Here is a 26,603-nt window from a genome sequence, read left to right on the forward strand (position 1 = left end):
GAACAGGGAGACGAGGAGACGGGGAGGGAGATCGGTGGGATTTTTTTTCTCCCCGCCTCCCCGTCTCCCTGTTCAATTTCTCCGGAAAATTCGAGGGAATGCATCTTCCGCCCTGCATGCCTCTGCATGAGCGCCTCCAGGCGACCGACGAAGGGGTTGGTCGGCGGGCGGAAGTAGGGTAAGCCGGGATCAGAAGAGCGATCGTCGGGAATGTAGAACGAGCCCCGAGGTGACGCCGGGGCGCACGTACCGCTCTGCTTCAAATATTCTCCTTAGCCATGTCGCGGCTCATCGCCGGGACACGCCTCGGCATGGGCCAGGTGAATTCCACCCGAACGGCTGGTCACTCCATGATCAAGACAGCGCCGCCCGACACCGATCGATCGGTACCGTTCCTCCGCCGTTCCATCGCGGCGGGCATGTTCGCGATGGGGCTCGCCGGCCTGACGGCGGCTGCCTGCACCGGGCAGCTCGGCGATGGGAGCCCGGGCAGCTCGGGCAGCTCCAACGACGACAGGCCCATCGATCCGGCCACCGGGAAGCCGGCCGCGTACGACTGCAGAGAGGCCCGAACGAGCCCCGGCGTGCTGCGCCGTCTGTCCAGGGTCGAGGTCCAGCTGACGCTTCAGGACCTGTTCCAGCTCGACGAGCCGCCCGCCGTGGACAGCATCCCGGAGGACACCGGCCAGGGCGGCTTCCGGACGATCGCCGCCCTCCAGAACGTGTCGGATCAGCACCTGCGCGCCTACCTGGCGATCGCGGAGACGCTCGGGCAGGAGCTCATGGCGGACGAGGCGCGCCGGACAGCGGTGCTCGGCTGCGAGCCGCAGGCCGACGATTGCCTCGATCGCTTCGTGCAGCGCTTCGGCAAGCTGGCGTATCGAAGGCCGCTCTCGGCCGAGGAGGCGAGCGATCTGGTCGCGCGGGCGAGCGAGGTCGCGCGGGACAGGGAGGACGCGTTCCGCTTCGTCATCGAGGCGCTGCTGACCTCGCCCAGCTTCCTGTTCAGGATCGAGGTCGGTGCGGCCGGCTCGGAGACATCGACCTTGACGCCGCTCGAGCTCGCGTCGCGGCTGTCGTTCACGCTGTGGGGCCGGTCCCCGAGCGCAGCGCTGCTCGAGCGGGCAGAGTCCGGCGAGCTCGACAGCGACGAGGGCCTCCGCGCGGTCGCGGAGGAGATGGTCGAAGACGAGCGGACGCAGGTCTTCTTCAACGCTTTCTTCAAGCAGTGGCTGACCTTCGAGCAGCTCCGCGCGCCGGTCAACCCGGACGCGTCGTTCACGCCCGCCCTGCTCGAGGACATGATCGCCGAGAGCGAGCTCGTCCTCGGCGAGCACGCGTTCACTCCAGACATCGACTTCTTCGACGCGCTCACGGCGAACCACACGTATGTCACCCCGGCGCTCGGCAAGTTCTACGGCCTCGAGGTGCCGGGGGACGGCGTGAGCCGCGTGGAGTTCCCGGCCGGCCACCACCGGGCGAACACGGGGCTGCTCACGCACGCGAGCCTCATCAGCGCCAAGAACGACGGCGATCTCATCGCCGTGCGCGGCCAGTGGCTCCGGGCGGCCTTCCTCTGCGAGAAGATCTCGATCCCCGCGGGGCTCCTCGAGCAGCTGGAGAGCGAGCTCTCGGGCCTGACCTATCTCGAGGTCCTTGAGAAGCGCAACACCCAGGAAGGGTGCGCTGGCTGCCATGCGCTCATCGATCCCATCGGCGTCGGCTTCGCCCAGTACGACAAGCTGGGGAAGTACGATGGGAGCATCGGTATCGACGAGTTCGGGCTGGAGCCGCGCCTGGAAGGCGCCGCCAACGGGTCGTTCGACTCGCTCGCTGCCCTGGCGGCGGAGCTGCGGCGAAGCCCCGATCTGGCCGCCTGCGTCGCGGAGAAGCTGTTCATCTACACCCAGGGGCGCGAGCCGGCGGCCGAGGACCGCTGCGCGATCGACGCCTCCGCGGGGAGCTTCACGCAGGACGGCAACCGGTTCCGCTCCTTCCTGACCGCCATCGTGCGCTCGCCGGAGTTCCGGCTGCGGAGGGCGCCAGAGTGATGTGCTCGCACACGGTTCGACCGACGGAAGAGGAGTGTCGCCAGTGAAGATCTCGAGAAGAGCTCTGCTCCGCGGGGCGGGTGTCGCGGTCGCCCTGCCGTTCCTCGACGTGATGCGGCCCCAGCGCGCCAGCGCTGCGCCGGCGGATCCGAAGCGCTTCGTGGCGTTCTTCGTCCCGAACGGCACGGATCCCGGGGCGTGGCACCCGAAGACGGAGGGGCCGCTCTCGGCGGAGGGGCTGCCGCCGTGCCTCGTCGACATGAACGGCTTCGACGCCGAGCGCGAGTGGCCGGCGGGGGACGCGATCTGGCGTGACGTCACCATGGTGTCCGGCGTCGACCACCAGGGGATCTGCTCCGACATTCACAGTCCGGCCATGGCGCTGTGCGCCCACACCGACGGCGGCGGGACGGCCGTCCCGCGCAAGGCCACGCTCGACCAGTACCTCGCCAACCACATCGCGGCCGAGACCCCGTTCCGCAGCCTCAACCTGTCCCCCACGGGCGACACGGCGGTCACCCAGGGCTTCATCTCGTTCCGGGACGGCGGTCAGGTCGAGGATGCCTTCCGCGATCCGGTGAAGGTGTTCGACACGCTCTTCAGCAACATGGGCAGCCCCAGCGAGGAGATGGACGACATCCGGCGGCGCCGCGCCAGCGTCCTCGACTGGGTGCGAGAGGACGCGAGGCGCCTGAACCTGCGCCTCGGCGCGGCGGACCGGGCGCGCGTGGAGCAGCACCTCGAGTCGGTGTTCGAGCTGGAGAAGCAGATCCAGTCCACGACGCAGTCGGGCTGCGCCGTCCCCGGCGCGCCCACGAAGGGGCAGAGCTTGCACGGCAAGTTCAAGCAGATGATCGATCTCGGGCTCCTCGCCCTCACCTGCGACCTGACGCGGGTCCTCGTCCTGCAGTACTCGAACAGCTGGGGCCTCGACTTCGCCGGGTACGATCTGCCCGACGGCGTGGGGGACTGGAGCGATCACTTCATCTCGCACAAGCTCGGCGATCGGGACCGCGCGACCGATCTCGACGGGCTGCCGCAGGCGGAGGCGATGCGCATCGCGAACGCCCGCGTCGTCCAGACCTCGCGGTTCAAGGTGCGCCGCTTCGCCTACCTGCTCAACGCGATGAAGGCCGCCCAGACGGCGACAGGCAACCTGCTCGACGAGTCGCTCGTGCTCTACACGTCAGAGAACGGCGACGGAGACTCCCACGGTCGGACCAACATGCCCATCATGCTCGCCGGCCACGTGGGGGGGTTCCAGACAGGCCGCGCCATCAAGGCCAGCAAGCCCCCGACCGGCGCGCTCCATTGCTCCATCATCAACTACTTCGGCGTCGAGCTGTCGGAGTACGGCGACCCGGCGGGCGGGCCTATCGCCGGCCTGTGAGCCTCGCGCGCCGCGAGGCCTGCGCGTGACACCTACCAGCGCTCGATCTTCGATGGGCCCGCCTGCTCGCGGCTGCTGAGCAGCTCGCTCGCCGCGGTCGGGCAAGGGACGTGCATCCAGCCCGGGCAGTGTGACGCCGTGCGGGCATGAGCGGCACAGCGCTCCGCGCGCGAGCGGCGGACGCGCCGTGCGCTCAGGCCGCGCGCGTCCGCCGGATGTGAGCGACGTGGATGCCAGAGAAGGGGGTGAGGCATGGAATCGCTGGGACGGTATTGGTGGCTGCTGGCCCTGAGGGGCGTGGTCGGGATCCTGTTCGGGATCTTGTTCTTCGTGTGGCCGATCCCATCGCTCGCCACGCTCGTGCTGCTGTTCGGCGTGTGGGCGTTGTTCGACGGCTGCGCCGCGTTCGCGTCCGCGATCAGCGGCCGCGGCGGCGTGTATTCCGTGGTCGAGGGCATCTTCGGCGTCGGGATCGCGGTGCTGACGTTCTGGCGGCCCATGATCACCGCGCTCACGCTCTACGGCGTGGTCGCTGCGTGGGCCATCGTGATGGGCATCTTCAAGATCGTCAGCGCGGTGAAGCTCCGGCACGTGATCGCCAACGAGATCTGGCTCGGGCTGAGCGGCGCCGCCTTCTTGATCTTCGGCGTCATGATGGTGGCGCTCCCGGCGGCCGGCGTGCTGGCGCTCGTCTGGTTCATCGGAGCGTTCGCGATCGCCGAGGGGGCGATGCTCATCGGGCTCTCGATGCGCCTGCGCCGCGTGCCGAGCCTGGTCGCGCCGCTGCGCATGCCCTGACGCCCGGGGGGCGCCATGGAACGGAGCGCGCCCGTCAATCGATCTGCAGGTGGTAGTGCGCGGGCGTCGTCTCCTCGAGCACCAGGACGCCCCCAACCTCCGCGGTGCTCTCGAGGAACGCGCGCTTTTCCTTGGGCGACATGGTCCTGTTGCGCACGTCGACGGCGCCTTTGCGCAGGTGCGCGGAGACGTAGATCCCCCGGTCGATCTGGTCCTGGATCACGGCTTCCATGGCGGCCACCACCTGCTCCGGCGGCTTGCGGGAGTTCGCCTGATAAGCCTTCTTGATCTCCTGGACCGCCGCCTTGTTGCGGTAGAGCTGGAGGAGGTCCTCGCCGAGCCTGAGCTTCGTGAACATCGCCCTGGCCTGGCGGTTCGCGTCGCGTGTCCCGCTCGTGATCACGAGGTGCTCGCGCGTGCGTCGCGCGTAGCCCTGGTCGATCTGCTCGACCTTCGCGGCGATCTTCGCCGGGAGTGTCACCCCCGGGAGCACCTCGTACGGCGGCGGGGCCCACGGCTCCGTGGGCACGGCCTTCCCGAGCGCCGTCAGGGGCGGCAGCTGCGCGCGCCGCTCCTCTTCCTCCGACGGCAGCTCGTCGCACTCGGGTCGGGTCGCCGGCGCGGCGGCGCGCGGCGCGGCGCTCGCTGTCCCGGCGGCGCGCGGCGCGCTCGGGGCCCGCGGCGCGGCGCTCGCAGGCGCCGCGGGGGCGCTCGCGCCGGGCGGATCGAGGCCCGGCAGGCCGATGCTGGGCAGATCGATCGACTCGATCCGCTCCCTGCATCCAGCCGCGCACAGCAGCGCCGCGGCGAGGGCGCGCAGGCGGCGCGGCGGCTCCAGGGAGCGTTCCTGTGCGGCTGCTCGGCGTGTCGGAGGCGTCGGCAAAGCCGGTCCAGCGTGCCATGGCGCGCGGCGCGGGCGAAAAAAACGGCGGCGCGCGATGTCGCGACGTCGCGACGTCGCGACGTCCACCGACTCGACGCGCGGGGCCCCGCATCGACTACACAGCTCCCCATGCCCCATGCTCCCCTGACCGGCCGTATCGCCCTCGTGACCGGCGCCGGCACCCGCCTCGGCGCCGCGACGGCCCGCGCGCTCGCGGCCGCAGGCGCCGACCTGGCCGTCCACTACGCCACGAGCGCCGCCGGCGCGGAGGTCGTCGTCGACGAGGCGCGCTCCCTCGGCCGCCGCGCCGCCGCGTTCCAGGCGGACCTCCACGACCGGGGGTCGCTCGCCGCGCTCGCCCGCGCGGTGCTCGACTGGTCGTCTGGCCGGCTCGACGTGCTGGTCCACAACGCGGCAAACTTCGATCGGGTCCCGCCGGCCGAGCTCTCCGCCGACGCGTGGGATCGCGCCATGGCGCTCAACGCGACCGCGCCGTACCTGCTCACGCTCGAGCTCGCCCCGGCGCTCCGCGCCTGCCGTGGCAGCGTCGTCGCGATGGTGTGCGTGAGCGCCGAGCGCCCCTGGAAAAATTACATCCCGTATTCCGTGTCGAAGGCCGCGCTCGCGCACCTGGTCCGCGGCCTCGCCGTGGGGCTGGCGCCGGAGGTGCGCGTGAACGGCGTCTCACCCGGGACGGTGCTGCCGCCGTCCTCCTACGACGAGGCCACGCTCGCTCGCCTCCGCGAGCGCATCCCGCTCCAGCGGATCGGCGAGGCGGAAGACGTCGCCCGCGCCGTGGTGTTCCTTGCTGAAAACGACTTCATCACCGGCCAGATCCTCGCGGTCGACGGCGGCGTCTCGGTCGCGTGACGCGCCGCCTTCTCGCTCGGGTCGATCCGCCCCAGCGTGAACGGGCGCGCGCTTTGGCTTGAACGACCTCACCTGATCGACCCATAGTTCGAGCCTCATGAGCCACACGCCCGAGACCAGCGCCGCCCCCCTCCAGGCAGATCCTGCCCACAGCGCGCCCGCCGGCGGCCCGGCCGAGGCGCCCGCGGCTGCGGCTCCCGGCGCCGAGGTCAAGCCGGCGAGCCATGACTCGTCGCTGCCGGAGGCGCTTGTCGCGTTCATGCTGGAGCGCTGGACGCCGGCGTCCGGCGAGCTCCCGCAGGCGATCGCGCACGCGGACGTGTTCGCTGCCCGCCGCCGCGCCCTGTCGAAGCTCTTCCCGGCGGAGACGCTCATCATCCCCACCGGGCACGAGAAGGTGCGCGCCAACGACACGCACTACCGCTTTCGCCCGGGCTCGGACTTCTTCTACCTGACGGGCAACCTCGAGCCTGACTGCGTGCTCGTGCTGCAGCCGCAGGAGGGGGGCGGGCACCGGGACATCCTCTTCGTCGAGCCGAACCCCGGACGCAGCGACAAGACGTTCTTCACCGATCGCGCCAAGGGCGAGCTCTGGGTCGGCCCCCGCCTCGGCGTCGAGCAGAGCCGCGCGCACTTCGGCGTCGACGAGTGCCGCGGGCTCCCCGAGCTGGACGCGTACCTGAGCGGCCTCGTCGGCACGGTGACGCGCCCGCACCGCGTGCTCCGCGGCATGTCCGAGCGCGTCGACAAGCTCCTCGCCCGGCACGATCGCGACAAGCAGCTCGGCGAGGCGCTCTCGGAGATGCGCCTCCTCAAGGACGACCTCGAGGTGCAGGAGCTCGAGGCGGTGGTCGCGTCGACGAAGCGGGGCTTCGAGGACGTCATCCGCGCGCTCCCCCGCGCGCGGAGCGAGCGAGAGGTGGAGGGCACCTTCAACCTGCGTGCGCGGGTCGAGGGCAATGACGTCGGCTACGGGACCATCGCCGCGTCGGGCCACCACGCGTGCATCCTGCACTGGACGAGGAACGACGGCGCGCTGGAGCCGGGCAAGCTCCTCCTGGTCGACGCCGGCGTCGAGGGCAACGCGCTCTACACGGCCGACATCACCCGGACCCTGCCGATCAACGGGAAGTTCTCCAAAGAGCAGCGCGAGATCTACGAGGTCGTGCTCGAGGCGCAGGAGGCGGCGATCCGCGAGGTGAAGCCGGGCAACGACTTCATGGAGCCGAACCGGGCGGCGATGCGGGTGCTCGCCCGGGGGCTCGAGCGGCTCGGCATCCTCCACGTCTCCGCCGAGGAGGCGCTCAAGGAAGACAGGCAGCTCTACCGCCGGTATTCGCTCCACAACGTGAGCCACATGCTGGGCCTCGACGTGCACGACTGCGCGCAGGCGCGGCAGCAGGTCTACAAGTTCGGCAAGCTCAAGGCGGGCATGGTGCTCACGGTCGAGCCGGGGCTTTATTTCCAGCTCGATGACGAGACCGTCCCGGCCAGGTACCGCGGGATCGGGGTGCGCATCGAGGACGATATCCTCGTCACGGAGACGGGGTATCAGAACCTGTCGAGCGATATCCCGAGGTCCGTGAGCGACGTGGAAGCGTGGATGGCGGGACTCTGGGCCACGCCGAAGTGAGCTGAACGGCGGGCGGGGGAACGGTCCACGAGAAGGCGGGCGCGACCAGACGCGGGGGCCGCCGGTGGAGGGTGGGGCCGCGCGGGAGGGCGGCGGGGGTCCCCCCACAAACTCGCGCCTTTTGGGGGGCTGTTGCCACACAGGAGGGTGGGGTCGGGGGCGACTCGCTTCGATGCGGGCCGGCGCTCGGGTTTGTGGGGCCCACCCCCGCCGCCCTCCCGCGCGGCCCCACCCTCCACCGGCGGCTCTGCCGGGGGGAGCGGTGGTCGGGAGCCCGGGCAGTCGAGCTCGGCCTTGAGGGGATGGGGCGGTGTTCCAGGAAGTCCGTGGTTGCGGTTGGCGGTTGATGCCATCGGGACACGGCGAGGGGCGCGAGGGGGGCTGGCGCACGGACGCAATGAGCGCGGCGTGAGGATGCTGGAGCGATGGCTGCTCGCGGGCGGCGGCGCTACCCTGGCGATGAGGAGACCCGCATGCACACGTCTCGCCTTCTGCGTTGGCCAGGGACCGCAAATCTCCGAACCGGACGCGCGCTCGCGACGTCGCTGCTCGCTGCGACCGCGCTGGTCGCCGTGTCGGGCGCGGTCAGGGCCGACGATGGGACGGACAGCCAAGGCGCCGGGGCCGTCCTCGCGGCGCGCTCGCCGGGGATGCTCGAGCCTCGCCTCCCTGGGTACGTCAACCCTGCGCTGCCCGTCGACGCCGGCCCGTCGCTGCGCGGCTCGGACCTTCTGATCGAACCGGTCGCGACCGCGGGCGAGCCGCTGCACGGCTTGGCCTCCGAGCTCGACGAGACCAGCTACGACATCCCAGGGCAGATCGTCGTCGACGCGCGCGACGACCTCGACGACGCCTCGCTCGCGGACCTCGTGAGCGACTTCTCGCTGCGCGTGCTTCCGACGGCGCTCACGTCACAGACCAGGATCCAGATCGCCACGGTGGACGGGCCGGTCAGCGCGACGCTGGAGCGGCTCGCGCGCGATCCGCGCGTGGAGGCGGCGGAGCCGCTCGCCTGGGTGCGCGCCTCGTTCGTCGCGAACGATCCGCTGATGAAGGACCAGTGGCACATGGCGCGCGTGGGCGCCGAGCGCGCGTGGGACTTCGCCTCCGGCCGCGGCGTCACCGTCGCCGTGGTCGATACGGGCATCGCGTGCGAGGACCACGGGCCCTTCACCAAGGGAACCGACCTGGCCTCGACCGAGTGCGTGGAGGGATGGAACTTCGTCACCAAGACGAACCACGCGAACGACGACCAGGGGCACGGCACGCACGTCGCCGGGACGATCGCGCAATCGACCAACAACGGCCTCGGCGCCGTGGGGCTCGCGTTCCACGCGCGGCTCATGCCGGTCAAGGTGCTGAACGAGAGCGGCTGGGGCACGACAGCCGACGTGGCCGACGGCATCCGGTGGGCGGCCGAGCACGGCGCCCAGGTCATCAACCTGAGCCTCGGCGGCCCCCGCAACTCCAAGGTGCTCCAGAGCGCGATCGACGACGCGGTCGCGCGCGGCGCGGTCGTCGTCGCGGCGGCCGGCAACACCGGCGGGCGCGTGCAGTTCCCCGGCGCCTCCGATGGCGTCATCGGCGTGAGCGCCACCGACGTGAACGACAAGATCGCGCGGTTCTCCTCGCGCGGCCAGGGCGTCGACGTCGCCGCGCCCGGGGTGAACGTCACCCAGCAGACCATCTGCAACCGCGGGCGCGACAAGTGCCAGAATTTCTACGCGTACAGCGGCACCTCGATGGCCGCGCCCCACGTGGCCGGCGCGGCGGCGCTGCTCGTGAGCCTCGGCGTGACCGACCCGCGCGCGGTCGAGGACGCGCTCCGCGCAGGCGCGCGCGTCGTCGACGACTCCGACGGCGGCAAGCTCCTCTACGGGGCCGGCATCCTCGACGCCGCGAGCTCGGTCGTGCGCGTGACGCAGAGCCACATCGTCGTGCGGCTGCTCGCGCTGCTGGTGCTCGCGACCTGGGTCGCGCGCCGCGCCCGCAAGAAGGACGCGACCGCCGCGAGCCCGTGGCGGGCGAGCTTCCTCCTCCCAGCGCTCGCGGCGGGGCCGGGGCTGCTCTTCTTCGCGCCGTGGCTCCTGCCGCGCGTGGAGCTCGCCGTCGACGTGCTGGCCCGGCCGATCGCCGACCTCGACCTGCTGATCGGCGCGTCGGTCCACCGCTGGCTGCCGCTCGCCAACGCGCTCGTCCCGCTCGGCCTCACGGCGCTCTTCTTCGGCGTGAAGCGGCTGCGGCCGGCGATCGCGGGCTTCGCCGTCGGCACGGCGGCCTACCTCACCTCGGTCGTCCTGCTCGGCGAGGCCGCCGGTCCCTTCGGCCGGATGGCCCTCGTCGTGTGGTGCGCGGTCAACGCCGCGGCCTGCCTCTGGATCGCCCGGACGAACCTGTCCACGCGCTGAGCCGGCGCCTGCCGCGCTCGCTCCATGGCCGGTGCGCCCGGCCGTCATGACCACCCTGCAAAAACGAGCTAGGATGCCGGCGATGCGGTCCGGCACCTTGCTCCTACCTTTCATGCTGCTCCTCGGGGCGTGCGGCGGCTCCTCCAGCGAGACGCCGTGGCCCGCCGAGCCACGGGGCCCCGCGCTCGGCCCCACGGACGAGGCGTCGCCGGACGGGCCGGCCAACTCGAGCGCGGCCCCTCAAGGCGCGGGCGAAGGCTCGGCGGACGAGGCCGACGCCGGCCGGTAAACCGGCGGCGGAGGATGGCATGGCGGACATCCGGACGGCAGGCGCGCAGCGGAGGGCCTGGCTCTCCGCTGCGCTGTTCTCCGTCGCGCTGCTGGTCATGCCGCTCCTCGTCTGGCTGCTCCTGCCGCGCCCCAGCCCCGTGATGCCGGTCCGGCGCGAGGCGGCCGCCGCGCTGCTCTCTCCACCGCAGCCGGAGCTCACGGCGCCGCGCGAGGTCGAGGCGCAGCCGGCACCGTCCGCGCCGCCAGCGCCCCTACCGCCGCCACGCGAGGTCACGGCCGCGAGCGTGGGGCCGGTCCGCGGCGTCGTGTTGGATCCGGAGGGCCACCCCAGCGCCGGCGCCGTGGTCAGCTGCCGCGAACCGCCGGGCAACTCTGCGAGCGCCGACGCCGAGGGGCGCTTCGAGCTGCCGGCCGAGGCCGACGGTTGTACCGCCACCGCCGCGCAGCCTCCGTACGGCGACGCCGAGCCCACGCGCGTCGCCGCGGGCCGCGACAACGTCCTTCGCCTGCTCGCCGCGGGCGCGATCGTGGGCGAGGTCGTGGATCCATCGGGCAGGCCCGTCGAGGCGTACCTCCTGGCGATCGAGTCGTTCACGCCGGCCGGGTCCGGCGCGCACGCGGGCGTGAACGGCCGCGCGCGCAAGGTGTCGGATCCGGGCGGCGCCTTCCGGTGGGACGCGCTCGCCCCGGGCCGCTACGTGCTGACGGCGAGCTCGGCCGGACGCCCGCCTGCGCGGAGCCGGCCCGTCGACGTCGCGGCGGGCCGCGCCGCCGAACGCGTGCGCATCGTGCTGGCGCAGGGCGCGACGCTGAGGGGCAGGGTCGTCGACGCCGCGTCGCGCGCGCCGGTCGTCGAGGCCCAGGTCGAGCTCGACTCCGCGACCTCGTCGGGCGCGAACGCGATCTCGCTCGCGCTCACCGACGCGAACGGCGACTACGAGCTCGAAGGGGTGCCGGCCAGCGGCCCGTTCTCGGTGCGCGTGCGCCACCAGCAGTACATGGCCAAGATCGTGTCCGGCCTCGACGCGCGCGGTGCGCAGTCGACGCGCGTCGACGTCGAGCTCCGCCAGCTGGACGACGGCGGGGCGCGCGAGGAGCTCACGGGCATCGGCGCGATGCTCTCGCTCTCCTCGGGGCGCGTGATCATCGCAGGCGTCGTCGAGGGAGGGCCTGCGGCGTCCGCCGGGCTCCTGGCGGGCGACGTCATCGCCCGCATCGACGGCCGGCCCACGACGGAGCTGGAGCTCGCCGACTGCATCCAGCGCCTCCGCGGCCCGGCGGGTACGGTCGTCTCCGTCGGCGTGGAGCGGGAAGGGCGCACCCTCGACGTGACGATACGGCGCGACGTCGTGGTTCGGTGAACGGCCGCGCGCCGAGGTGCTAAGGGTCGGTCCATGTCCACGCGCCCTACCGCGCTTCCCCCGGCCGGAGCTCCGGACGTCCTCTACCTCGTCGACCTGTCGGGCTACGTCTTCCGCGCCTACCACGCGATCAGCCCGCTCTCGAGCCCGAGCGGCGAGCCGACCCACGCGACGTACGGCACCGTCGCGATGCTCACGAAGCTCGTGGAGGAGCGGAAGCCCGCGTACCTGGGCGTGGCGATGGACTCGCCGGGCAAGACGTTCCGCGACGAGCTCGACCCCCGCTACAAGGCGCACCGGCCGCCGCCGCCGCCCGATCTCGGGGTGCAGATGAGCCGGTGCCGGGAGATCGTCGAGGCGTACCGCATCCCGATCTTCATCCAGGAGGGGCTCGAGGCGGACGATCTCGTCGCCGTCGCCGTCGCGCGGGCCAAGGAGCGGGGGCTGCGCGTCGTCATCGCGTCGAGCGACAAGGATCTGATGCAGCTCGTCGACGGCGAGCAGGTGATGCTCTGGGACGCGATGCGCGACAAGGTCTACGGGCACCCCGAGGTCGTCGCGAAGTTCGGAGTGCCGCCGGAGCAGGTGCGCGACCTGCTCGCGCTCGTCGGCGACACCTCGGACAACGTCCCCGGCGTCCCCGGCGTGGGCCTCAAGACGGCCGCCGAGCTGCTCGCGCAGTTCGGCTCGCTGTCGGCGATCTACGAGCGCATCGGCGAGGTCAAGAAGCCTCGCATCCGGGAGTCGCTCCAGCAGAACGAGGCCGACGCGCGCCTCTCGCAGAAGCTCGTGACGCTCGACGGCAGCGCGCCCGTGTCGCTCGACCTCGAGACGCTGCGCTACGGCGGCGCGGACACCGGCAGGCTCCGCGAGCTCTTCACCGAGCTCGGCTTCTCGCGCTTCCTGAAGGCGGTCCGAGCGCCCGAGCCGACCGCGCGCGCGGCGACCTACCGGGTCCTGACGACGCGCGAGGAGCTCGAGGCCTTCGCCAGATCGGCGCGCGCGGCGGGCCGCCTCGCCCTCGAGGTGCTCGCGACGAGCCGCGAGCCGATGAGCGCCCACGTCTGCGGCGTCGCGCTCGCCTGCGAGCCGGGGCAAGCCGTGTACGTCCCGCTGGGCCACCGCTACCTCGGCGCGCCGGCCCAGCTCTCGATGAGCGACATCGACGCGGTGATCGGCCCGCTGCTCGCCGACCCCGAGCTCCCGAAGGTCGGCCACGACGTCAAGTTCTGCGAGGTGATCCTCCTGCGGCACCGCATCGGGCTCGTGGGCGTCTCGTTCGACACGATGCTGGCGAGCTACCTGCTCGATCCCGAGGGGAAGAACCAGCTCCACGAGCTCGCCGAGCGCGAGCTCGGCGCCAAGATGCAGACCCTCGACGAGGTGGCCCCGAAGCGCCGCGGTCAGGCGCAGCGCGGCCTCGACGAGATCGAGCTCGGCGAGGCGTCGAGCTACGGGGCCGCGTTCGCCGACGTCGCGCTCTCGCTCACCGACCGGCTGCGCCCGCGGCTCCGCGCCGAGAAGCTCGAGGACCTGCTCGTGCAGATCGAGCTGCCCCTCTCCGCCGTGCTCTCGGAGATGGAGCTCACGGGCGTCCTCGTCGACCCGAAGGCGCTCGCGCAGCTCGGCGCGCAGATGACGACCGAGCTCGCCGCGCTGGAGGAGAAGGCGCGCGAGATCGTGGGGCACGACATCAACCTGGCGTCGCCGAAGCAGCTCGAGGCGGTCCTGTTCGACGAGCTCAAGCTGCGCTCCCAGCGCAAGACGAAGACCGGCCGCTCGACCGACGCCGACGTGCTCGAGGCGCTCTCGGAGGAGCACCCGTTCCCCGGGGTGGTCCTCGAGCACCGCGCCATCGCCAAGCTCAAGGGCACGTACGTCGACGCGCTGCCGCGCCTCGTGCACCCGGGCACGGGCCGGATCCACACGCGCTGGGGCCAGGCCGTGGCCGCGACCGGGCGGCTCTCGTCGCAGGACCCGAACCTTCAGAACATCCCGATCCGCACGGAGCTCGGCCGGATGATCCGGCGCGCGTTCGTCGCGCCACCCGGGAGCGTGATCGTGAGCGCCGACTACTCCCAGATCGAGCTGCGCGTCCTCGCGCACCTCTCGAAGGACCCGGTGCTCGTCGACGCCTTCCGCACCGGGCAGGATGTGCACGTGCGCACGGCCATGGAGATCTTCGGCGTGGATCAGGCAGGGGTCACCGCCGAGATGCGCCGCCGGAGCAAGACGATCAACTTCGGCGTGATCTACGGCATGGGCGAGTCGGCGCTCGCCAAGCGGCTCGACATCTCGCGGGCGGAGGCGGCGCGCTTCATCGACGCCTACTTCGCGCGCTACCGCGGCGTGCACGAGTTCATGGAGGGGACGATGGCCGAGGCGAAGCGCTCCGAGTCGGTGCGGACGCTGCTCGGCCGGCGCCGCTTGCTCCCGGATCTGCGCAGCAGCGACCGCATGCGCCGCGCTCAGGCGGAGCGCATCGCGCAGAACACCCCCATCCAGGGGACGGCGGCGGATCTCCTGAAGCTCGCGATGGTGCGCGTCCCGCGCCCCGTCGTCCCCGGCGCGCGCATGGTGCTCACGGTGCACGACGAGCTCGCGTTCGAGGTGCCGACCGGGGCCGTGGACGAGGCCAAGGCGAAGGTGCGGGAGGCCATGGAGTCGGTCTTCCCGCTCGACGTCCCGCTCGTCGTCGATGTAGGTCACGGCCTCACCTGGGCCGACGCTCATTGAAGGGGCGGGCACCCGCTGCGGATACGGGCCCATCTCGGCGTTTTCGGTGCTCAGCGTACCGGAGTACGCTTCTGCGCCGAAAACGCCGAGCTGGACCCGTCTCCTGTGCGGGTGCCCGCCGCTGGCGTCATGGGGTGGAGAGGGGCGGACAAGAGACGCGCTCTCCGGGGCTGTGACGGCGGCGGCGAAGGGCTACGGCAACGGGGGCCTACGGCGTTCCGGGGAGACAAAACGACGACGCCCGCTTCACCTTGCGGTGAGCGGGACGTACGTGCAGAAGGGTTGTTCTCAGCTCGCGGCGGTCTTGGCAGCGACGCTCGCCTTGTGAAGGGCGAGGGCGAGGCGGCTCTTCACGCGCGACGCGCGCTTGGCGGGGATCGTCCCCTTCGACGCGGCACGATCGAGCGCGCTCACCGCGGCGCTCACCGGCGCAGCGGACTCTTGCGACACGCCCTTCAGCGCGGTGCGCGCCTTCTTGACGGTCGTGCGGAGCTCCGACTTGATGGCGCGATTGCGCGCGGTCCTCGTGATGCGCTGGCGGTTGCGCTTGTCGGCAGATGCGTGATTGGCCATGAGAAAAGCTCTCCTACTTCTTCGCCTGCGCCTCGGCGGGCGTGGCAGCGCGCAGGGCGTCCGGCGCGTTCTGGTCGTAACCCGCCGGATGGATCGGGAACGCGGGGGTGCCGTGTGCGCGCTCGAAGCGCTTGCGGCGGGTACCCGCCGTGCGCGCCTTGCGCCGGCGGATGCGCTGGGTTTGCTGAGTCGCGGAAACCATGGGGGCGCGCATTCTACCCACAGGGGGGGCTGTGTCAACCCGGAGGTTTGCTGCCCTCCGCGGGGCGCCCCTGGCTAGGGTCGGATCGTCGCGCTGACCGAGAAAAACGGCTTGGAGAAAGGACCGACGTTGGCGCCCTTGAGCGCGGACTGCACGCAGCTCGACTGGCCGTTCGACGCCGCCCACCCGCTGACGCTGACCTTGCTCACCTGGCCCGTCGACGAGAACGTGATCTGCGCGCGCGACACGTCGTCCGCGCCCGCGACGCACGCCTTGGCGCCGCCCATGACCGAGCCGAGCGCGGCCTGCACCGAGCCCTGCGACGGCTGCTCGGGGATGTTCTGCTGCCGGAGCGGACCCGACGCCGGCACCGGCGCCTCCGAGACGACCGACGGCTGTCGCTCCGCATTGTCGCCCACGGCCGCCTGCATGGCCGAGGGGAGGTCCCCCGGCTTGCCAGCCGCCGCCGGCGCAGCCGCCGTCTTTCCCTGCTCGGGCTTCGGCGACGCGACAGGCGCGGCCGGCGCCTCGACGGCCGTCGGCGCAGGAGCGCCGCCGCCGACGGGGGCGGCTGGCGCCCTGGGCGCCGCGGCGAGCTTCTCCTCCGCTTGCACGGGCTGCTCGACCTCAACGGTCTCCTTCGGCGCCGCGGCGACCGGAGCAACCGGCTCGACCGGCGTCGCGCCACGCGGTGCGGCGGGCGCCGCGACGGTGGTCGGCGCGGGCGCCGCAGTCGCCGCGATCTCCGGCTGCGGCGGAGCCGTCGTCTTCACCATGACGGTGACCGCCGCGGCCAGCCCCAGGGCCGCGACGGCCACGCCGGCGATCATCCCGCCGGATCGCTTCTTCGCTGGAGCCGAGGCCACGGGCGCGGACGGGGCGCGGCACGCCGCCACCGGCATCGCCGCTGCCGCCTTCGCGTCCCCGAACCGATCCGCCGCGCCGGGCCGCGCCGTTTCGGAGGCCTCCACCTCCGAGGACGCCGACGCGTTGAGCCGGTTCAGATCGATGACCCCGGAGTCCTCGGGCACCCCCTCCGCCGGCCGCAGGGACGGCGACGACGTGCGGGCGCCGCCGGAGAGCGAGCCGCGCCCCGGCAGCGGGGACACACGCCCTGGCGGCGCCGAGCTGCGTCCCGAAGCCGGCAGCGGCGTCGAGAGCGCAGAGCCGCTCATCGCAGGCATACCGCTCGCGCGACCCGGCGCCTGGCTGACCCGCTCGGCGATCTCCTTCAGCGACTGGCGTCTCTTCTCCGGCGGCCGCGACAAGGTGCCACCCGACTGGCTCTCAGGCTTCGAGGCCCTGGCTGCTTGTGATCCGTCCCCCATGGTGCTGCGTTCTCCTGATGCGCGTGCTTCGCGCGAAGGGTCCTCCGTCTGCTCCTCGCCTGGCGCTGCGATGAGGTCGGGGGGGGCGAGGAGATCGGCTGCCGCCGCGGTGTCCTCCGAGCGCCGGGAGATGGCGGCCTCGACGATGTGAGCGGCCCGCGTCTCCCACGCCTCCTCGTCGTTCGTCGAGGGCGCGGGGGCAGGCCAATCGTTGAGCATCCCGTCGAGGTCGAGCTTGTTGGTGACGTTCATTCGGCGTCCCCTCCGAAACCGCGCTCCGCGAGGTATGCACGGAGCTTGCGGCGCGCCTCGTGGACGCGCCAGGCGACTGTTCCTTCCGGACAACCCAGGATCCTGGAGGCGTCCTCGTGGGGCACGCCGTCGATACACACGAGGATGAGCGTCGTCCGCAGCGTGTCCGAGAGCGCGTCGATGCCGTCGCAGAGCGCGGCCGCGAGCTCGCGCCGCTGGGTCGACGCGGCCGGATCGCCGCCGTGGCTCGGGCGCGTCTCGAGCAGCAGCGCCTCGATCCGCGGATCGTCCGCGGGGGTCGAGTTCTTGCTCGGCTTGCGGGCCCGGATCATGTTGAGCGAGAGGTTCACGGCGATCCGGTAGAGCCAGGTGAACGGTTCGCTCCGGCCGTCAAACCGGTCGAGCGCCTGGTAGGCCCGGACGAAGGTCTCCTGCGTCACGTCCTCTGCCTCCGCGCCCGAGCGGACAAGGTGGAACGCCAGCCGGAAGATGCGCTTCTGATATCGACGAACCAGCACCCCGAACGCCTGGGCATCTCCGCTCCGGGCTTGATCGACGAGCTCACGATCGGTGGGTTTGGCCATCCTAGCCGCCTCGGGGTGCGAGTTGTCTCCCGCGCACGGACGACAGCGCAGCCGCGGACACCTCCTCGCGACGGCCCCCGACCGTCTCGGCGAGAGAAGCCCCTCGCGGCGAGCCCCGCTTCGCGAACGCGAAGCCGGGCGATGAGGAGGCAAGTTCCACGTTCAGGCGCGCGAAGATAGCCGAACACTCCTCTTAGGACAAACCATGCGCCCGGAGCTTGGGCGCCCTGGTGATCTCGTCGACTGGCGGGCGATACGCCCGCGCTGGCACATCGAAAAGCCTGCGCGGTGCCCCGCCGCCCGGCCCACCGCGCGCCGCGCAGACGTGTGAACGAGCGCGGCCGTCGCCGGCGCACCGCGCCGCCGCCCGCACCGCTGCTATGGTCGGCGGATGCAACGCTTCTCGAGCTGGATGCGCACCCTGGGGCTCATCGCTGCGGCCTTCGCAGGAGGAGCGGCGACTTCCCACCTCGCGGGCGCGAGCACGCAGGCGCAGAGCCCCTACGCTCCGCTCGAGCAGCTCGCGCGCGTGCTTGTGCTCGTGGAGAACAACTACGTCGAGCCGGCGCAGCGCAGCAAGATCCTCGACGGCGCCATCAAGGGGATGGTCGCGGAGCTCGACCCGCACTCGGCGTACATGAACTCCTCGGAGTTCGCCCAGTTCCAGGAAGAGACGGGGGGGACGTTCGGCGGCGTCGGCATCGAGGTCGACGCCAAGGACGACAACATCACCGTCATCGCGCCGATCGAGGGCTCGCCGGCGGCGCGGGCGGGCATCCGCTCCGGCGATCAGATCCTCGCGATCGACGGCCGCCCCGTCCGCGGCGAGCGCCTCGACAAGCTCGTGAAGATCATGCGCGGGGCGCCCGGCTCCCGGGTGAAGCTCACGATCCGCCGGCAGGGCGTGCCGGAGCCCCTCGCGTTCGACCTCACGCGGGAGCAGATCCACGTCACGAGCATCGCGGCGAAGCGCCTCGACCGGGACATCGCGTACGTCCGCGTGAAGCAGTTCCAGGACGGCACCCACGAAGAGATGCTCCGCGCCGCGGCGAAGCTGCGCGCCGCATCGAAGGCGCCGCTGGCCGGCGTCATCCTGGACCTGCGCAACAACCCCGGAGGCCTCGTCAACGAGGCGGAGGCCGTGGCCGACGAGCTCCTCTCCTCGGGGACGATCTACTCGACGCGCCAGCGCAACCAGGTCGTCGACGAGGCCAAGGCGCACGACGGCGGCGCGTTCGCCTCGCTGCCCATCGTCGCGCTCGTGAACGAGTACTCCGCGAGCGCCGCCGAGCTCGTCGCGGGCGCCCTGCAGGACAGCGGGCGCGCCGTGCTCGTCGGCGCGAGGACCTTCGGCAAGGGATCGGTGCAGACCATCTACGAGCTGCCCGGCGGCGCCGGGGTGAGGCTCACGACGATGCGCTACTACACGCCGAACGGGCGCTCGATCCAGGCCCAGGGCATCCGGCCGGATGTCGTCATCGAGAGCGCGGCGCAGCAGGTCCCGGCCGCCATCCTCCGCGAGCAGGACCTCGATGGACACCTCCCCGCCGAAGGGGCGATCGGCGACCGTTCGCCGAAGGCCGTGCTCGTGGAGAAGCGCGCCGAGACGGCCGCGGCGGTCGGCCCCGAGGGCGACATGCCCTCCGATCCCACCCGCGGGACCGACTTCGCGCTCGCCGTCGGGTACCAGCAGCTCCTCCGCGCCATCCCCGCGGTCCGCCAGCGCTGACGATCGCGCGTCGAGCGACCTGCGCAGGGCGCCGCTCGACGCGGGTCAGGCCTCGGCGCCGGCGCGGAGCCCGGTCGTCACCGCGTCGAGCACGGTGCGCGCCCTCCCAGCGATGGTCGCCCCGGCCGCCAGGATCCCGGGTGCGGCGCGGACGCCCTCGCACCGCACCCCCACCGCCTCCAGCGCGCCCGGGCGCTCGCCGCGGGGCCACGCGACGACGTCGAGCTCCGGGCCTTGCATGGAGCTCACCACGCCGAACGCGCCGCGATCGTCGCCCATCGTGACGGGCGCCGCGATCGAGAGCGCGAACGGCGCGGCGCCGCGCGCCGGGAAATCGGCGCCGGCGCCGCTCTCGGGCGGCGTGTACGCGATCCCGCCGCCGGCGAGGCCGCCGATCGCCAGGATCACCCCGTCCGCCGCGAGCGGCATGTCCTCCCCCTCGACGTGGATCGTGACGCCTTCGTCGGGCGCCCCTGGTCCCGGGTGCCCGCCGCCCACCGCGCGCACGCGGCCGTGGCGCTGAGCCGCCCCGATCGTCGCGAGCAGCGCGTCGCGCGCCGCCTCGAAGCGCAGCCCCGCCGGCGAGCCGGCGCCCATCAGCGCCTCGCCCACCGGGACGCCGAGGCGGGCCGCGAGCGCCTCGGCCCGCGGAGCGCTCGCGCCGAGCCACGGGCCGAGCAGGATCGCCCCCGCGCCGCCCGCGCCCTCGAGCGCCAGGCGGAGCCGATCGAGGAGCCAGGAGAGCCGCGCCGGGTCGTCGTGCCGGGCCGCGAGATCGCCGTCGGCGATGTGCCGCTCGTCGTCGAAGCGCAGGACCGGCGCGTCGACCGGCAGGAAGCGGAGCCCCCGCGCCCGGGCGAACGGCTCGTCCGTGAGCGCCTCCGCGAGCGCGTCCGCGTCCCACGCGGCGCGCGCCACGCGCGGGACGAGGACGCGCGTGCGGCGGAGCGGGCCGAGGTCGAGCAGCGCGCGATCCCTGCCGCGGGCGGGGCGGATCCGCCCCGCGACGGTCGCGAGGCGCACGCCCGCCGCCTGCGGCAGCTCCCACAGGCCGAGCTCCGCCGCGAACTGCTTCACCGCCGGCGCGAGATCGCTCGCGGGCAGGTCGCCGCCGAGCAGCCGCGACGCCCGCTCGATCTGCTCCCACGGCACGTCGTCCACCGCGCCGCCCGCGAGCGCCGTCTCGCCGACGCCCGCGGAGATCACCATGACCCGGGCCCCGCGCCGCCGCGCGCTCCACGCGGCGGCGAGCCCGGCGACGCCCGCGCCGATCACGAGGATCGATCGCGCCACGCCCTCTCCTCCGGCTCCCTCGCGGCGCGCTGCCCGCGACGATCGGCGTCCTCGCACGCCGCCGCCGGCTCGTCGTCCGCGGGCGCGCCGAGCTCCGACCGGACGCTGGCGATCGCGAGGGCCTCCTGCCGCGCCTGCTCCGGGCCGAGCGCGACCGCGCGCGTCACCGCCTGCCGCGAGAGGAACGCCGCCGCCTGCCGCATCCCGTCGCGCGGCGGGAGCGAGAGCTCCTGCGCCACGATCTGCCCGCACCGCGCCGCGCAGCGCATGCCGCCGCACGCGCCCAGGCCGAGGCGCGTTCGGCGCGCGACGTCGGCCACGCTCCGGGCGAGCTCGTGCCGGAGGACATAACGCACCTCGGCCTCGATCACGGGCTCGCAGGGGCACACCGTCGCGGCCTCGCGCGGCCGCTGTCGCACGCGCTCCTCGATCCGGAGCGCGCGCGAGCCGTGCCGGTACACGAGCCGCCGGGCGGCCACCGCGTCGATCTCCATCCGCCGCGAGAGCGCGAGCGCGTCCACCGCGCGATCGCCGCCGGGCAGCGCGGTCGTGTGCGTCACGCAGCGGGCGCCGAGGTCGAAGCGCCGCGAGAGCACGTCGGTCATCTCCTCGGCGAAGAGCCGGAAGCTGGCCAGCTTGCCGCCGATCATCGAGTAGAGGCCCGGCGCGCCGTGCGCCGCGTGATCGACGATCTGGTGCTCGCGCGAGAGGGCGTCCTCGGTGGGCCCGAACGCGTAGAGCGTGGGCCGCACGCCCGCGAACGTGCCGATCGCGCGCGCCTCGTGGATCTGAGGGAACACGCGGGCGATGCCCTGGACCAGGTACCTGACCTCCTCGCTCGTCGCGCGGACCTGATCGAGATCGCCGTAAAAATCGTCGTCGGTCGTGCCGATGACGCTCATGTTCTCCCACGGCTCGAGGAAGATCTGACGGCCGTCGATCGTCCTCGCCATGATGGCGTAATTGGTGAGGCGCCGATCGAACACGACGTGCACGCCCTTGCCGGGCCGCACGCGCGAGCTCGCGGCGGGGAGGCCGGCGAGGGACGATGTGATCGGCGACCACGCGCCCGTCGCGTTCACGACAGTGCTCGTGCGGAGCCGCCCGCCTTCCCCCGTCGTGCGGTCCCGGTAACGGACGGCGACGACCTCGCCGGTGTCCTCGCGGCGCTCGATCCGCTCGACCGTGTGCCCCACGTAGACCTTGGCCCCGCGCTCGATCGCGTCGACGGCGTTGGCGACGCAGAGCCGCGCGCCGTCGATCCCCCACTCGTCGAAGCTGAAGCCGCCCACGAGGTCGCCGTGCAGCCCCGGCTCGAGCCGGCGGAGCTCGTCGGGCTTGAGGCGCGCGTGCGGCTTGCCGCGCTTGAGCGGCTGGTAGTTGTCGTACGCCTCGAAGAAGGCGTCCGCGAGCGGGTAGAGGAGGCGCCCGTGCCGCGCGTTCTCGAACGGGACGAGGAAGGGGATCCGGAAGAGCAGGTGCGGCGCGATCGCCTGGATGTGGCCCGAGTCGCGGCACGATTTCTCGGTCACCTGCGGATCGCTGGTCAGGTACCTGAGCCCGCCGTGGATCATGCCGCTCGAGTTGCCGCTCGCGCCGAACGCGAGATCGTTGCGCTCGAAGAGGGCGACCCTCAGGCCCCGCTGTGAAGCGTCCCGCGCGACCCCCACGCCGTTCACGCCGCCGCCGATGACCACGACGTCCACGTCGGTGTCCGCGCGGCGAGCGGGTCTTGCGGCGCTCGAGAGGAGGATCGTCACCTGCGGCGTATAGCATGCCAGAATTTTTCCACGAGCGGGCCCGGCCTCGCGCGCGGCGCTGCGAATGCTGCGCGAAGGTTGGAGGAGCCGGCCGTCAGCCGCGGACCCGGATGGCCCAGGTCAGCTTCGCGAGGCTGCGCAGCACGTTCGGGACGCGGCGGGTGAGGTTGATCGAGGGGCGCCGCTTCTCCAGCACGCGGACGGGGATCTCCTCGATCCGCAGGCCAGCGCGGTAGGCGCGGATGACGAGCTCGCTGGCGAAGACGTCCTTGTCCACGACGCAGTCGCGCGCGACCCCGAGGAGCGGCTCGCGCAGGAACGCCTTGAGCCCGTGCGTGTCCGTCCCACGGAAGCCGAGCGTGGCGCGGAGGAGCCCGTTGTACATCTGGCTCGCCGCGTGCCGCGCCCACGGGCGATCATCGCGCGCCCCCTGGATGAGCTTGGATCCGATCACCATGTCGACGCCGCCTGTCCGCAGCATCGCGATGGCGCGGCGGTGGAAATCCACGTCGCAGAGGTCGATCTCGTCGCAGAGCACGAAGCGCCCGCGCGCCCGCTCGATGCCCGCGCGGAGCGCGGCCCCGTAGTTCGGTTCGCCGATCGAGAAGTGCCGCACTTCCGGGTACTTGCGCTCGAGCTCGCCGGCGATGCCGAGGGTCCCGTCGCGCGAGCCGTTCTCGGCGAGCACGAGCTCCCAGCGCCAGCCGAGCGGCGAGAGCCGCTCGCGCAGATCCACGACGGCGGCGTGGAGGATCGCCTCCTCGTTGTAAACGGGGATGACGATGGAGATCTCCGGCGATCCGCCCGCATCCTCGCGATCAGGCTCGGCGGCGCTCACGGCGCGCCTCCGAGGAGCGCCTGCGCGCGGTGGGCCGCGTCGCGCCCGAAGTGGAGCGCGTCCTCCATCGAGGAGTAGTTCCAGCCGCCGTAGCGCCCGCACGAGAGGATGCGCTGGCCCTCGAGGAACGGCCGCACCGCCTCCAGCGAGCCGAAGTAGCTGTGATCGAACACGACGTACGCGTGGTCGATGCGGCGCAGGCGGGCGAAGCGGATGGCGCTCGGGGCGGGGATGAGGCCCATCTCGACGAGGCCTTCGGCGACGCGTGGGAGCAGCGCCGCGAGATCGGGCTCGGCGCGATCGGCGAGCTCGACGTAGAGGCCGGCCTTGCCTGGCGGGGCCATGGCGGCGGAGAAGTGGGAGTAGCAGCCCACGCGGTAGAACGGGTACTTCGCCTCCGGGACGTACACCCAGTGCAGCGGCTGCCCGCACGGCGTGTCGAGCGCCACATCGAGGTAGTAGAGGTGCGTGCAGCGCAGCCGGGAGGCCGCCTCGCCGACGGCGCGAGGCGCGTCCGAGAGGAGCCTGACGAGCGCGGACAGCGGCGCGGACGAGACGAGCACGTCGTAGCGGACGATCTCGTCGTCGAACACGAGCTCGCGTGCGCGCCAGTCGATCGACCTGGGAGAGCGGCTGAGCTCGATCGCCGGCGTTCCCGCGTCCCGCGGCCGCTGCTCGGCGAGCGCTCGCGCGAGCCCGTGCGTCAGCTGCCCGATGCCGAGCCGCGGGTAGAGGAACCTCGCGTTGTAGCCGAGCTCCCGGTCGTTCAGCCCGACCGCTCCGGCGAGCACGTCCTCCAGCTTCGGTATCGGGACGAAGCGGGAGCACCAGTCGGCGGTGATCTCGCTCGGGTGCACGCCCCAGAGGCGGCTGTTGTAGGGGAGCATGAAGTGGCGGCTGATCCCCTCGCCGAAGTGCGCCAGACAGAACTCCTCGAAGTTCCTTGGCTCTGGTCTGTCCTTGGCGAAGTGCGCCTCGATGAAGCCGCGGAGGCAGTCGTAGGCCACCGCGGGCGGCAGCCCGAAGGTGTTCGCCTGGAACGGATAGCGGGTGTATGTGCCGTTCGACCAGATCATCGAACGTCGCTCGATCTCGAGCGGGTCGGGGCCCAGCCAGCTCAGCGCGAGCTCCCGGGTCGCGGGGTCGCGCAGGTGGAGGAGGTGCCCTGTCCGGTCGAAGCGGAAGCCGGCGTCCTCGAGCGTGATTGCGTGGCCGCCCGGGCGCGGCAGGCGCTCGAACACCCGATGCGGCACGGCGGCCCGTCCCAGGTGATACGCCGCTGCCATGCCCGTCAGGCCGGCGCCGAGGATCGCGACGGGAACGCTGGAGATCGTGGGTCGGGTCATCGCTCGCGGCCCGGCCGCGGCCGCGAAGACACCATCTCCCCGGTGCGTCGTCAAGGCACGCTGCCGTCCAGGCGCTCCTCGGCTCATGCTGGATTTCCTGCCTTCGACGTAAGGTGCGCGGAGCTCCGCGCACGCCGGCAAAGACCGCCGTTGGCGCCTCCGCCCAGAGCGACTAGGTGTGGAGAGGTCCCAGCGCGCGCCGCGCGTCCCGGGGCGTCCGAGGTGCAGATGCCGATCCCGCGCCGGAAGTCCGTTCAAGTCACCGGGAGGACCCTCTACCTGACCGAGGACCCGGCGCTCCTGAAGCAGCAGCTGGCGGGCGGCGAGCTTCGCTTCGATGCCGAGCAGCACGCGCTGATCGACAACATCTCGACCGACGAGCTCACGCCGGGCTGGGTCTGTTACTACTACGACGAGACGCTCGCCCGTTACTGCCTGGTCGGGCTGCGCGGCGGGCACATCGAGCGCGACGCCATCAAGAACGGCGGCTTCGGCGTCATCGTCAGCGGGCGCTCGAAGGGGTGCGGCAGCTCGCGCGAGACGGCGCCGTACTCGGAGCGCGAGGCGGGGATCCAGATCGTCGTCGCGCGCAGCATCGAGAAGATCTACGGCCAGAACTGCCAGAACATCGGGCTGCTCACGACGACCGATTTCTCGCTCCTCGACCGGATCGCGCGGGGCGACGAGATCCCGATCGGCGAGTTCACCCGCGGGCTCGACCCGATCAGCGCCGACGTCGTCGAGTACGGTGGCCTCTTCGCCTACAACAAGGCGCGGATGGCCGGCGAGGTCTCGCCGCCCACCCTGGCCACGCCGCCGCGGCCGATGACGCTGTGCGAGAAGATCATCGCGGCGCACGCGATCGTGGACGCCCGGGCAGGGAAGATCGGCGTCCCCGCGGTGAAGCCTGGAGACGCGCTCTTCGCCCGCATCGACGTGCGCTTCTCGCACGAGTACGTCACGCCGATGGCCGAGTCGCTCTTCCGGGCGGGCGTCGGGCCGGACGCGGTCGTGACCGAGCCGGAGAGCGTCTTCGCCTTCAGGGATCACCTGACGTTCCTCGATCGCGTGATGCCGGAGGCGCACCTCAGGCTGGGCTTGCGGGAGCAGGCGGCGTCGCTCGCGACGGTGCAGCAGTCCTTCACCGAGCGACACGGGATCAAGCTGTACGGCGAGGTCGAGCGCGACGGCAGGACCGTGGGCTCGGAGGCCATCTGCCACAACAAGGTGATCGAGGAACTCGCGCTGCCAGGGCAGATCGTGGCCGGGACCGACTCGCACACCTGCATGGCGGGGGCGCTCGGGTGCTTCGCGTTCGGCGTCGGCTCGACGGACATGGCGAACGCGTGGCTCACGCGCGACGTCCGCGTCGCGGTGCCGCAGTCGGTGCGCTTCAACCTGACGGGGCGGCTCGGGCCGGGGGTCACGGCGAAGGACGTGATGCTGTTCCTGCTCTCGCGGCCGTTCTGGAAGACGGGCCAGGGCATCGGCAAGGTGCTCGAGTTCGCGGGTGATGGCGTCCGCGCGATGGGGCTCGACGAGCGGGCGACGCTCACCAACATGGCGGTCGAGGCGGGCGGCTTCACGGGGATCATCGAGGCTGACGAGGAGATCGTGCGCTACCTCGTCGAGCAGCGCGGGCTCGCCGCGGAGGACGTGCGCGCGCGCATCGTGCGCGCGGATCCCGGCGCGGAGTACATGGCGACGTTCGACGTCGATCTCGCGTCGGTCGAGCCGATGGTCGCGACGCCGGGCGATCCGCGGAACGGCGTGCCGCTGCGGTCGCTCGATGAGGCCGCCGGCGGTCCGGTGAAGATCGACATCGCGTACGGCGGCTCGTGCACGGGCGGCAAGAAGGCCGACATGGACATGTACGCGTCCGTGCTGCGCCAGGCGGTCGAGCGGGGCAAGCGCGTCGCTGACGGCGTGCACCTCTACATCCAGTTCGGCTCGCAGGACATCCGTCGCTACGCCGAGGCCAAGGGCTACCTCGAGATCTTCGAGAAAGCCGGCGCCGAGCTCGTCGACCCCTCCTGCGGTGCGTGCATCAAGGCCGGTCCCGGTGTATCCGACCGCAAGGAACAGGTCACGGTCTCGGCCATCAACCGGAACTTCCCGGGGCGAAGCGGGCCCGGCCAGGTCTACCTGGCCAGTCCCCTCATCGTCGCGGCAAGCGCGATTGCGGGGAAGATCGCATTCCCGGAATCATGACGCAGAGCGCCTATCGCGGTAATACACACATAGTGGCCGCAATCGGCATCATGGAAAAACGAATGC

The 26,603-nt window shown here is 72.2% G+C and carries 20 protein-coding genes; 11 read left to right on the forward strand and 9 right to left on the reverse strand.

The window, feature by feature from the left end; translation table 11 throughout:
- Positions 1 to 350 precede the first annotated feature (350 nt).
- The 3 genes from WMF46_RS46450 to WMF46_RS46460 all read left to right on the forward strand — a co-directional run bounded on the left by WMF46_RS46450 (position 351) and on the right by WMF46_RS46460 (position 4,239).
- Positions 351 to 2,051: a DUF1592 domain-containing protein gene (locus WMF46_RS46450; RefSeq protein ID WP_437983116.1), complete on the forward strand. Its 1,701-nt coding sequence runs from the start codon at positions 351 to 353 to the stop codon at positions 2,049 to 2,051.
- Positions 2,052 to 2,094: 43 nt separating this feature from the next.
- Positions 2,095 to 3,441, forward strand: a complete 1,347-nt coding sequence (locus WMF46_RS46455; RefSeq protein WP_437983117.1) for a DUF1552 domain-containing protein — start codon at positions 2,095 to 2,097, stop codon at positions 3,439 to 3,441.
- Between the two features lie 252 nt (positions 3,442 to 3,693).
- Positions 3,694 to 4,239: an HdeD family acid-resistance protein gene (locus WMF46_RS46460; RefSeq protein WP_437983118.1), complete on the forward strand. Its 546-nt coding sequence runs from the start codon at positions 3,694 to 3,696 to the stop codon at positions 4,237 to 4,239.
- 34 nt (positions 4,240 to 4,273) lie between these two features.
- Here the strand turns inward: WMF46_RS46460 and WMF46_RS46465 are convergent, their stop codons facing one another.
- Positions 4,274 to 5,122 (reverse strand): hypothetical protein, encoded by an 849-nt coding sequence (locus WMF46_RS46465; protein ID WP_437983119.1) that lies wholly within the window; start codon positions 5,120 to 5,122, stop codon positions 4,274 to 4,276.
- A gap of 129 nt (positions 5,123 to 5,251) precedes the next feature.
- On the opposite strand from WMF46_RS46465, the gene WMF46_RS46470 reads away from it, so the two are divergent.
- The 6 genes from WMF46_RS46470 (at position 5,252) to polA (ending at position 14,421) form a co-directional block, all read left to right on the forward strand.
- The gene (locus tag WMF46_RS46470) at positions 5,252 to 5,992 is read left to right on the forward strand and encodes an SDR family oxidoreductase (RefSeq protein ID WP_437983120.1); all 741 of its coding nucleotides are present in this window, start codon (positions 5,252 to 5,254) and stop codon (positions 5,990 to 5,992) included.
- A gap of 97 nt (positions 5,993 to 6,089) precedes the next feature.
- The gene (locus WMF46_RS46475; protein ID WP_437983121.1) at positions 6,090 to 7,625 is read left to right on the forward strand and encodes an aminopeptidase P family protein; all 1,536 of its coding nucleotides are present in this window, start codon (positions 6,090 to 6,092) and stop codon (positions 7,623 to 7,625) included.
- Between the two features lie 473 nt (positions 7,626 to 8,098).
- On the forward strand, positions 8,099 to 10,033 hold the full coding sequence (locus WMF46_RS46480; RefSeq protein WP_437983122.1) for a S8 family serine peptidase: 1,935 nt from the start codon (positions 8,099 to 8,101) through the stop codon (positions 10,031 to 10,033).
- A gap of 82 nt (positions 10,034 to 10,115) precedes the next feature.
- The gene (locus tag WMF46_RS46485) at positions 10,116 to 10,322 is read left to right on the forward strand and encodes a hypothetical protein (protein ID WP_437713825.1); all 207 of its coding nucleotides are present in this window, start codon (positions 10,116 to 10,118) and stop codon (positions 10,320 to 10,322) included.
- 19 nt (positions 10,323 to 10,341) lie between these two features.
- Positions 10,342 to 11,685: a carboxypeptidase regulatory-like domain-containing protein gene (locus WMF46_RS46490; protein WP_437983123.1), complete on the forward strand. Its 1,344-nt coding sequence runs from the start codon at positions 10,342 to 10,344 to the stop codon at positions 11,683 to 11,685.
- A 33-nt stretch (positions 11,686 to 11,718) separates the two neighbouring features.
- Positions 11,719 to 14,421 (forward strand): DNA polymerase I, encoded by a 2,703-nt coding sequence (gene polA, locus WMF46_RS46495; RefSeq protein ID WP_437983124.1) that lies wholly within the window; start codon positions 11,719 to 11,721, stop codon positions 14,419 to 14,421.
- 288 nt (positions 14,422 to 14,709) lie between these two features.
- On the opposite strand, the gene rpsT is transcribed toward polA, so the two are convergent.
- The 4 genes from rpsT to WMF46_RS46515 all read right to left on the reverse strand — a co-directional run bounded on the left by rpsT (position 14,710) and on the right by WMF46_RS46515 (position 17,360).
- Positions 14,710 to 14,994, reverse strand: a complete 285-nt coding sequence (rpsT, locus tag WMF46_RS46500; RefSeq protein ID WP_437983125.1) for a 30S ribosomal protein S20 — start codon at positions 14,992 to 14,994, stop codon at positions 14,710 to 14,712.
- A 13-nt stretch (positions 14,995 to 15,007) separates the two neighbouring features.
- Entirely contained in the window at positions 15,008 to 15,196 is a 189-nt protein-coding gene (locus tag WMF46_RS46505; RefSeq protein ID WP_044967265.1) for a hypothetical protein, read from the reverse strand.
- Between the two features lie 74 nt (positions 15,197 to 15,270).
- The gene (locus tag WMF46_RS46510) at positions 15,271 to 16,776 is read right to left on the reverse strand and encodes a hypothetical protein (protein ID WP_437983126.1); all 1,506 of its coding nucleotides are present in this window, start codon (positions 16,774 to 16,776) and stop codon (positions 15,271 to 15,273) included.
- Positions 16,773 to 17,360 carry an RNA polymerase sigma factor gene (locus WMF46_RS46515; RefSeq protein WP_437742958.1) on the reverse strand — a complete coding sequence of 196 codons (588 nt, stop codon included), beginning with the start codon at positions 17,358 to 17,360 and terminating at the stop codon, positions 16,773 to 16,775. Before WMF46_RS46515 ends, WMF46_RS46510 begins: the two co-directional genes overlap by 4 nt.
- Positions 17,361 to 17,751: 391 nt before the next feature.
- On the opposite strand from WMF46_RS46515, the gene WMF46_RS46520 reads away from it, so the two are divergent.
- Positions 17,752 to 19,089, forward strand: a complete 1,338-nt coding sequence (locus WMF46_RS46520; RefSeq protein ID WP_437983127.1) for a S41 family peptidase — start codon at positions 17,752 to 17,754, stop codon at positions 19,087 to 19,089.
- Between the two features lie 45 nt (positions 19,090 to 19,134).
- On the opposite strand, the gene WMF46_RS46525 is transcribed toward WMF46_RS46520, so the two are convergent.
- The 4 genes from WMF46_RS46525 to WMF46_RS46540 all read right to left on the reverse strand — a co-directional run bounded on the left by WMF46_RS46525 (position 19,135) and on the right by WMF46_RS46540 (position 24,326).
- Positions 19,135 to 20,382, reverse strand: a complete 1,248-nt coding sequence (locus WMF46_RS46525) for an FAD-binding protein (protein ID WP_437983128.1) — start codon at positions 20,380 to 20,382, stop codon at positions 19,135 to 19,137.
- Positions 20,361 to 22,142 carry a glycerol-3-phosphate dehydrogenase/oxidase gene (locus WMF46_RS46530; RefSeq protein WP_437983129.1) on the reverse strand — a complete coding sequence of 594 codons (1,782 nt, stop codon included), beginning with the start codon at positions 22,140 to 22,142 and terminating at the stop codon, positions 20,361 to 20,363. The genes WMF46_RS46525 and WMF46_RS46530 overlap by 22 nt, the downstream gene beginning before the upstream one ends.
- A gap of 94 nt (positions 22,143 to 22,236) precedes the next feature.
- Positions 22,237 to 22,980 (reverse strand): glycosyltransferase, encoded by a 744-nt coding sequence (locus tag WMF46_RS46535; protein ID WP_437983130.1) that lies wholly within the window; start codon positions 22,978 to 22,980, stop codon positions 22,237 to 22,239.
- Positions 22,977 to 24,326, reverse strand: coding sequence for a protoporphyrinogen/coproporphyrinogen oxidase (locus tag WMF46_RS46540; protein WP_437983131.1), 1,350 nt, complete (start codon positions 24,324 to 24,326; stop codon positions 22,977 to 22,979). Before WMF46_RS46540 ends, WMF46_RS46535 begins: the two co-directional genes overlap by 4 nt.
- A gap of 228 nt (positions 24,327 to 24,554) precedes the next feature.
- Between WMF46_RS46540 and WMF46_RS46545 the strand changes: the two genes are divergently transcribed.
- Positions 24,555 to 26,537, forward strand: coding sequence for an aconitase family protein (locus WMF46_RS46545; protein ID WP_437983132.1), 1,983 nt, complete (start codon positions 24,555 to 24,557; stop codon positions 26,535 to 26,537).
- Positions 26,538 to 26,603: the final 66 nt, after the last annotated feature.

The sequence above is a fragment of the Sorangium sp. So ce117 genome, from assembly GCF_051524395.1.
GTDB classification, from domain to species: Bacteria; Myxococcota_A; Polyangia; order Polyangiales; family Polyangiaceae; genus Sorangium; species Sorangium cellulosum_B.

Bases quoted from the DNA above. Each gene is read 5' to 3' on its own strand.
- WMF46_RS46540 (WP_437983131.1), bottom strand. From the start codon at position 24,326: ATGACCCGACCCACGATCTCCAGCGTTCCCGTCGCGATCCTCGGCGCC.
- polA (WP_437983124.1), top strand. From the start codon at position 11,719: ATGTCCACGCGCCCTACCGCGCTTCCCCCGGCCGGAGCTCCGGACGTC.
- rpsT (WP_437983125.1), bottom strand. From the start codon at position 14,994: ATGGCCAATCACGCATCTGCCGACAAGCGCAACCGCCAGCGCATCACG.
- WMF46_RS46515 (WP_437742958.1), bottom strand. From the start codon at position 17,360: ATGGCCAAACCCACCGATCGTGAGCTCGTCGATCAAGCCCGGAGCGGA.
- WMF46_RS46485 (WP_437713825.1), top strand. From the start codon at position 10,116: ATGCGGTCCGGCACCTTGCTCCTACCTTTCATGCTGCTCCTCGGGGCG.
- WMF46_RS46450 (WP_437983116.1), top strand. From the start codon at position 351: ATGATCAAGACAGCGCCGCCCGACACCGATCGATCGGTACCGTTCCTC.
- WMF46_RS46460 (WP_437983118.1), top strand. From the start codon at position 3,694: ATGGAATCGCTGGGACGGTATTGGTGGCTGCTGGCCCTGAGGGGCGTG.
- WMF46_RS46505 (WP_044967265.1), bottom strand. From the start codon at position 15,196: ATGGTTTCCGCGACTCAGCAAACCCAGCGCATCCGCCGGCGCAAGGCG.
- WMF46_RS46520 (WP_437983127.1), top strand. From the start codon at position 17,752: ATGCAACGCTTCTCGAGCTGGATGCGCACCCTGGGGCTCATCGCTGCG.
- WMF46_RS46480 (WP_437983122.1), top strand. From the start codon at position 8,099: ATGCACACGTCTCGCCTTCTGCGTTGGCCAGGGACCGCAAATCTCCGA.
- WMF46_RS46475 (WP_437983121.1), top strand. From the start codon at position 6,090: ATGAGCCACACGCCCGAGACCAGCGCCGCCCCCCTCCAGGCAGATCCT.
- WMF46_RS46545 (WP_437983132.1), top strand. From the start codon at position 24,555: ATGCCGATCCCGCGCCGGAAGTCCGTTCAAGTCACCGGGAGGACCCTC.
- WMF46_RS46470 (WP_437983120.1), top strand. From the start codon at position 5,252: ATGCCCCATGCTCCCCTGACCGGCCGTATCGCCCTCGTGACCGGCGCC.
- WMF46_RS46490 (WP_437983123.1), top strand. From the start codon at position 10,342: ATGGCGGACATCCGGACGGCAGGCGCGCAGCGGAGGGCCTGGCTCTCC.
- WMF46_RS46510 (WP_437983126.1), bottom strand. From the start codon at position 16,776: ATGAACGTCACCAACAAGCTCGACCTCGACGGGATGCTCAACGATTGG.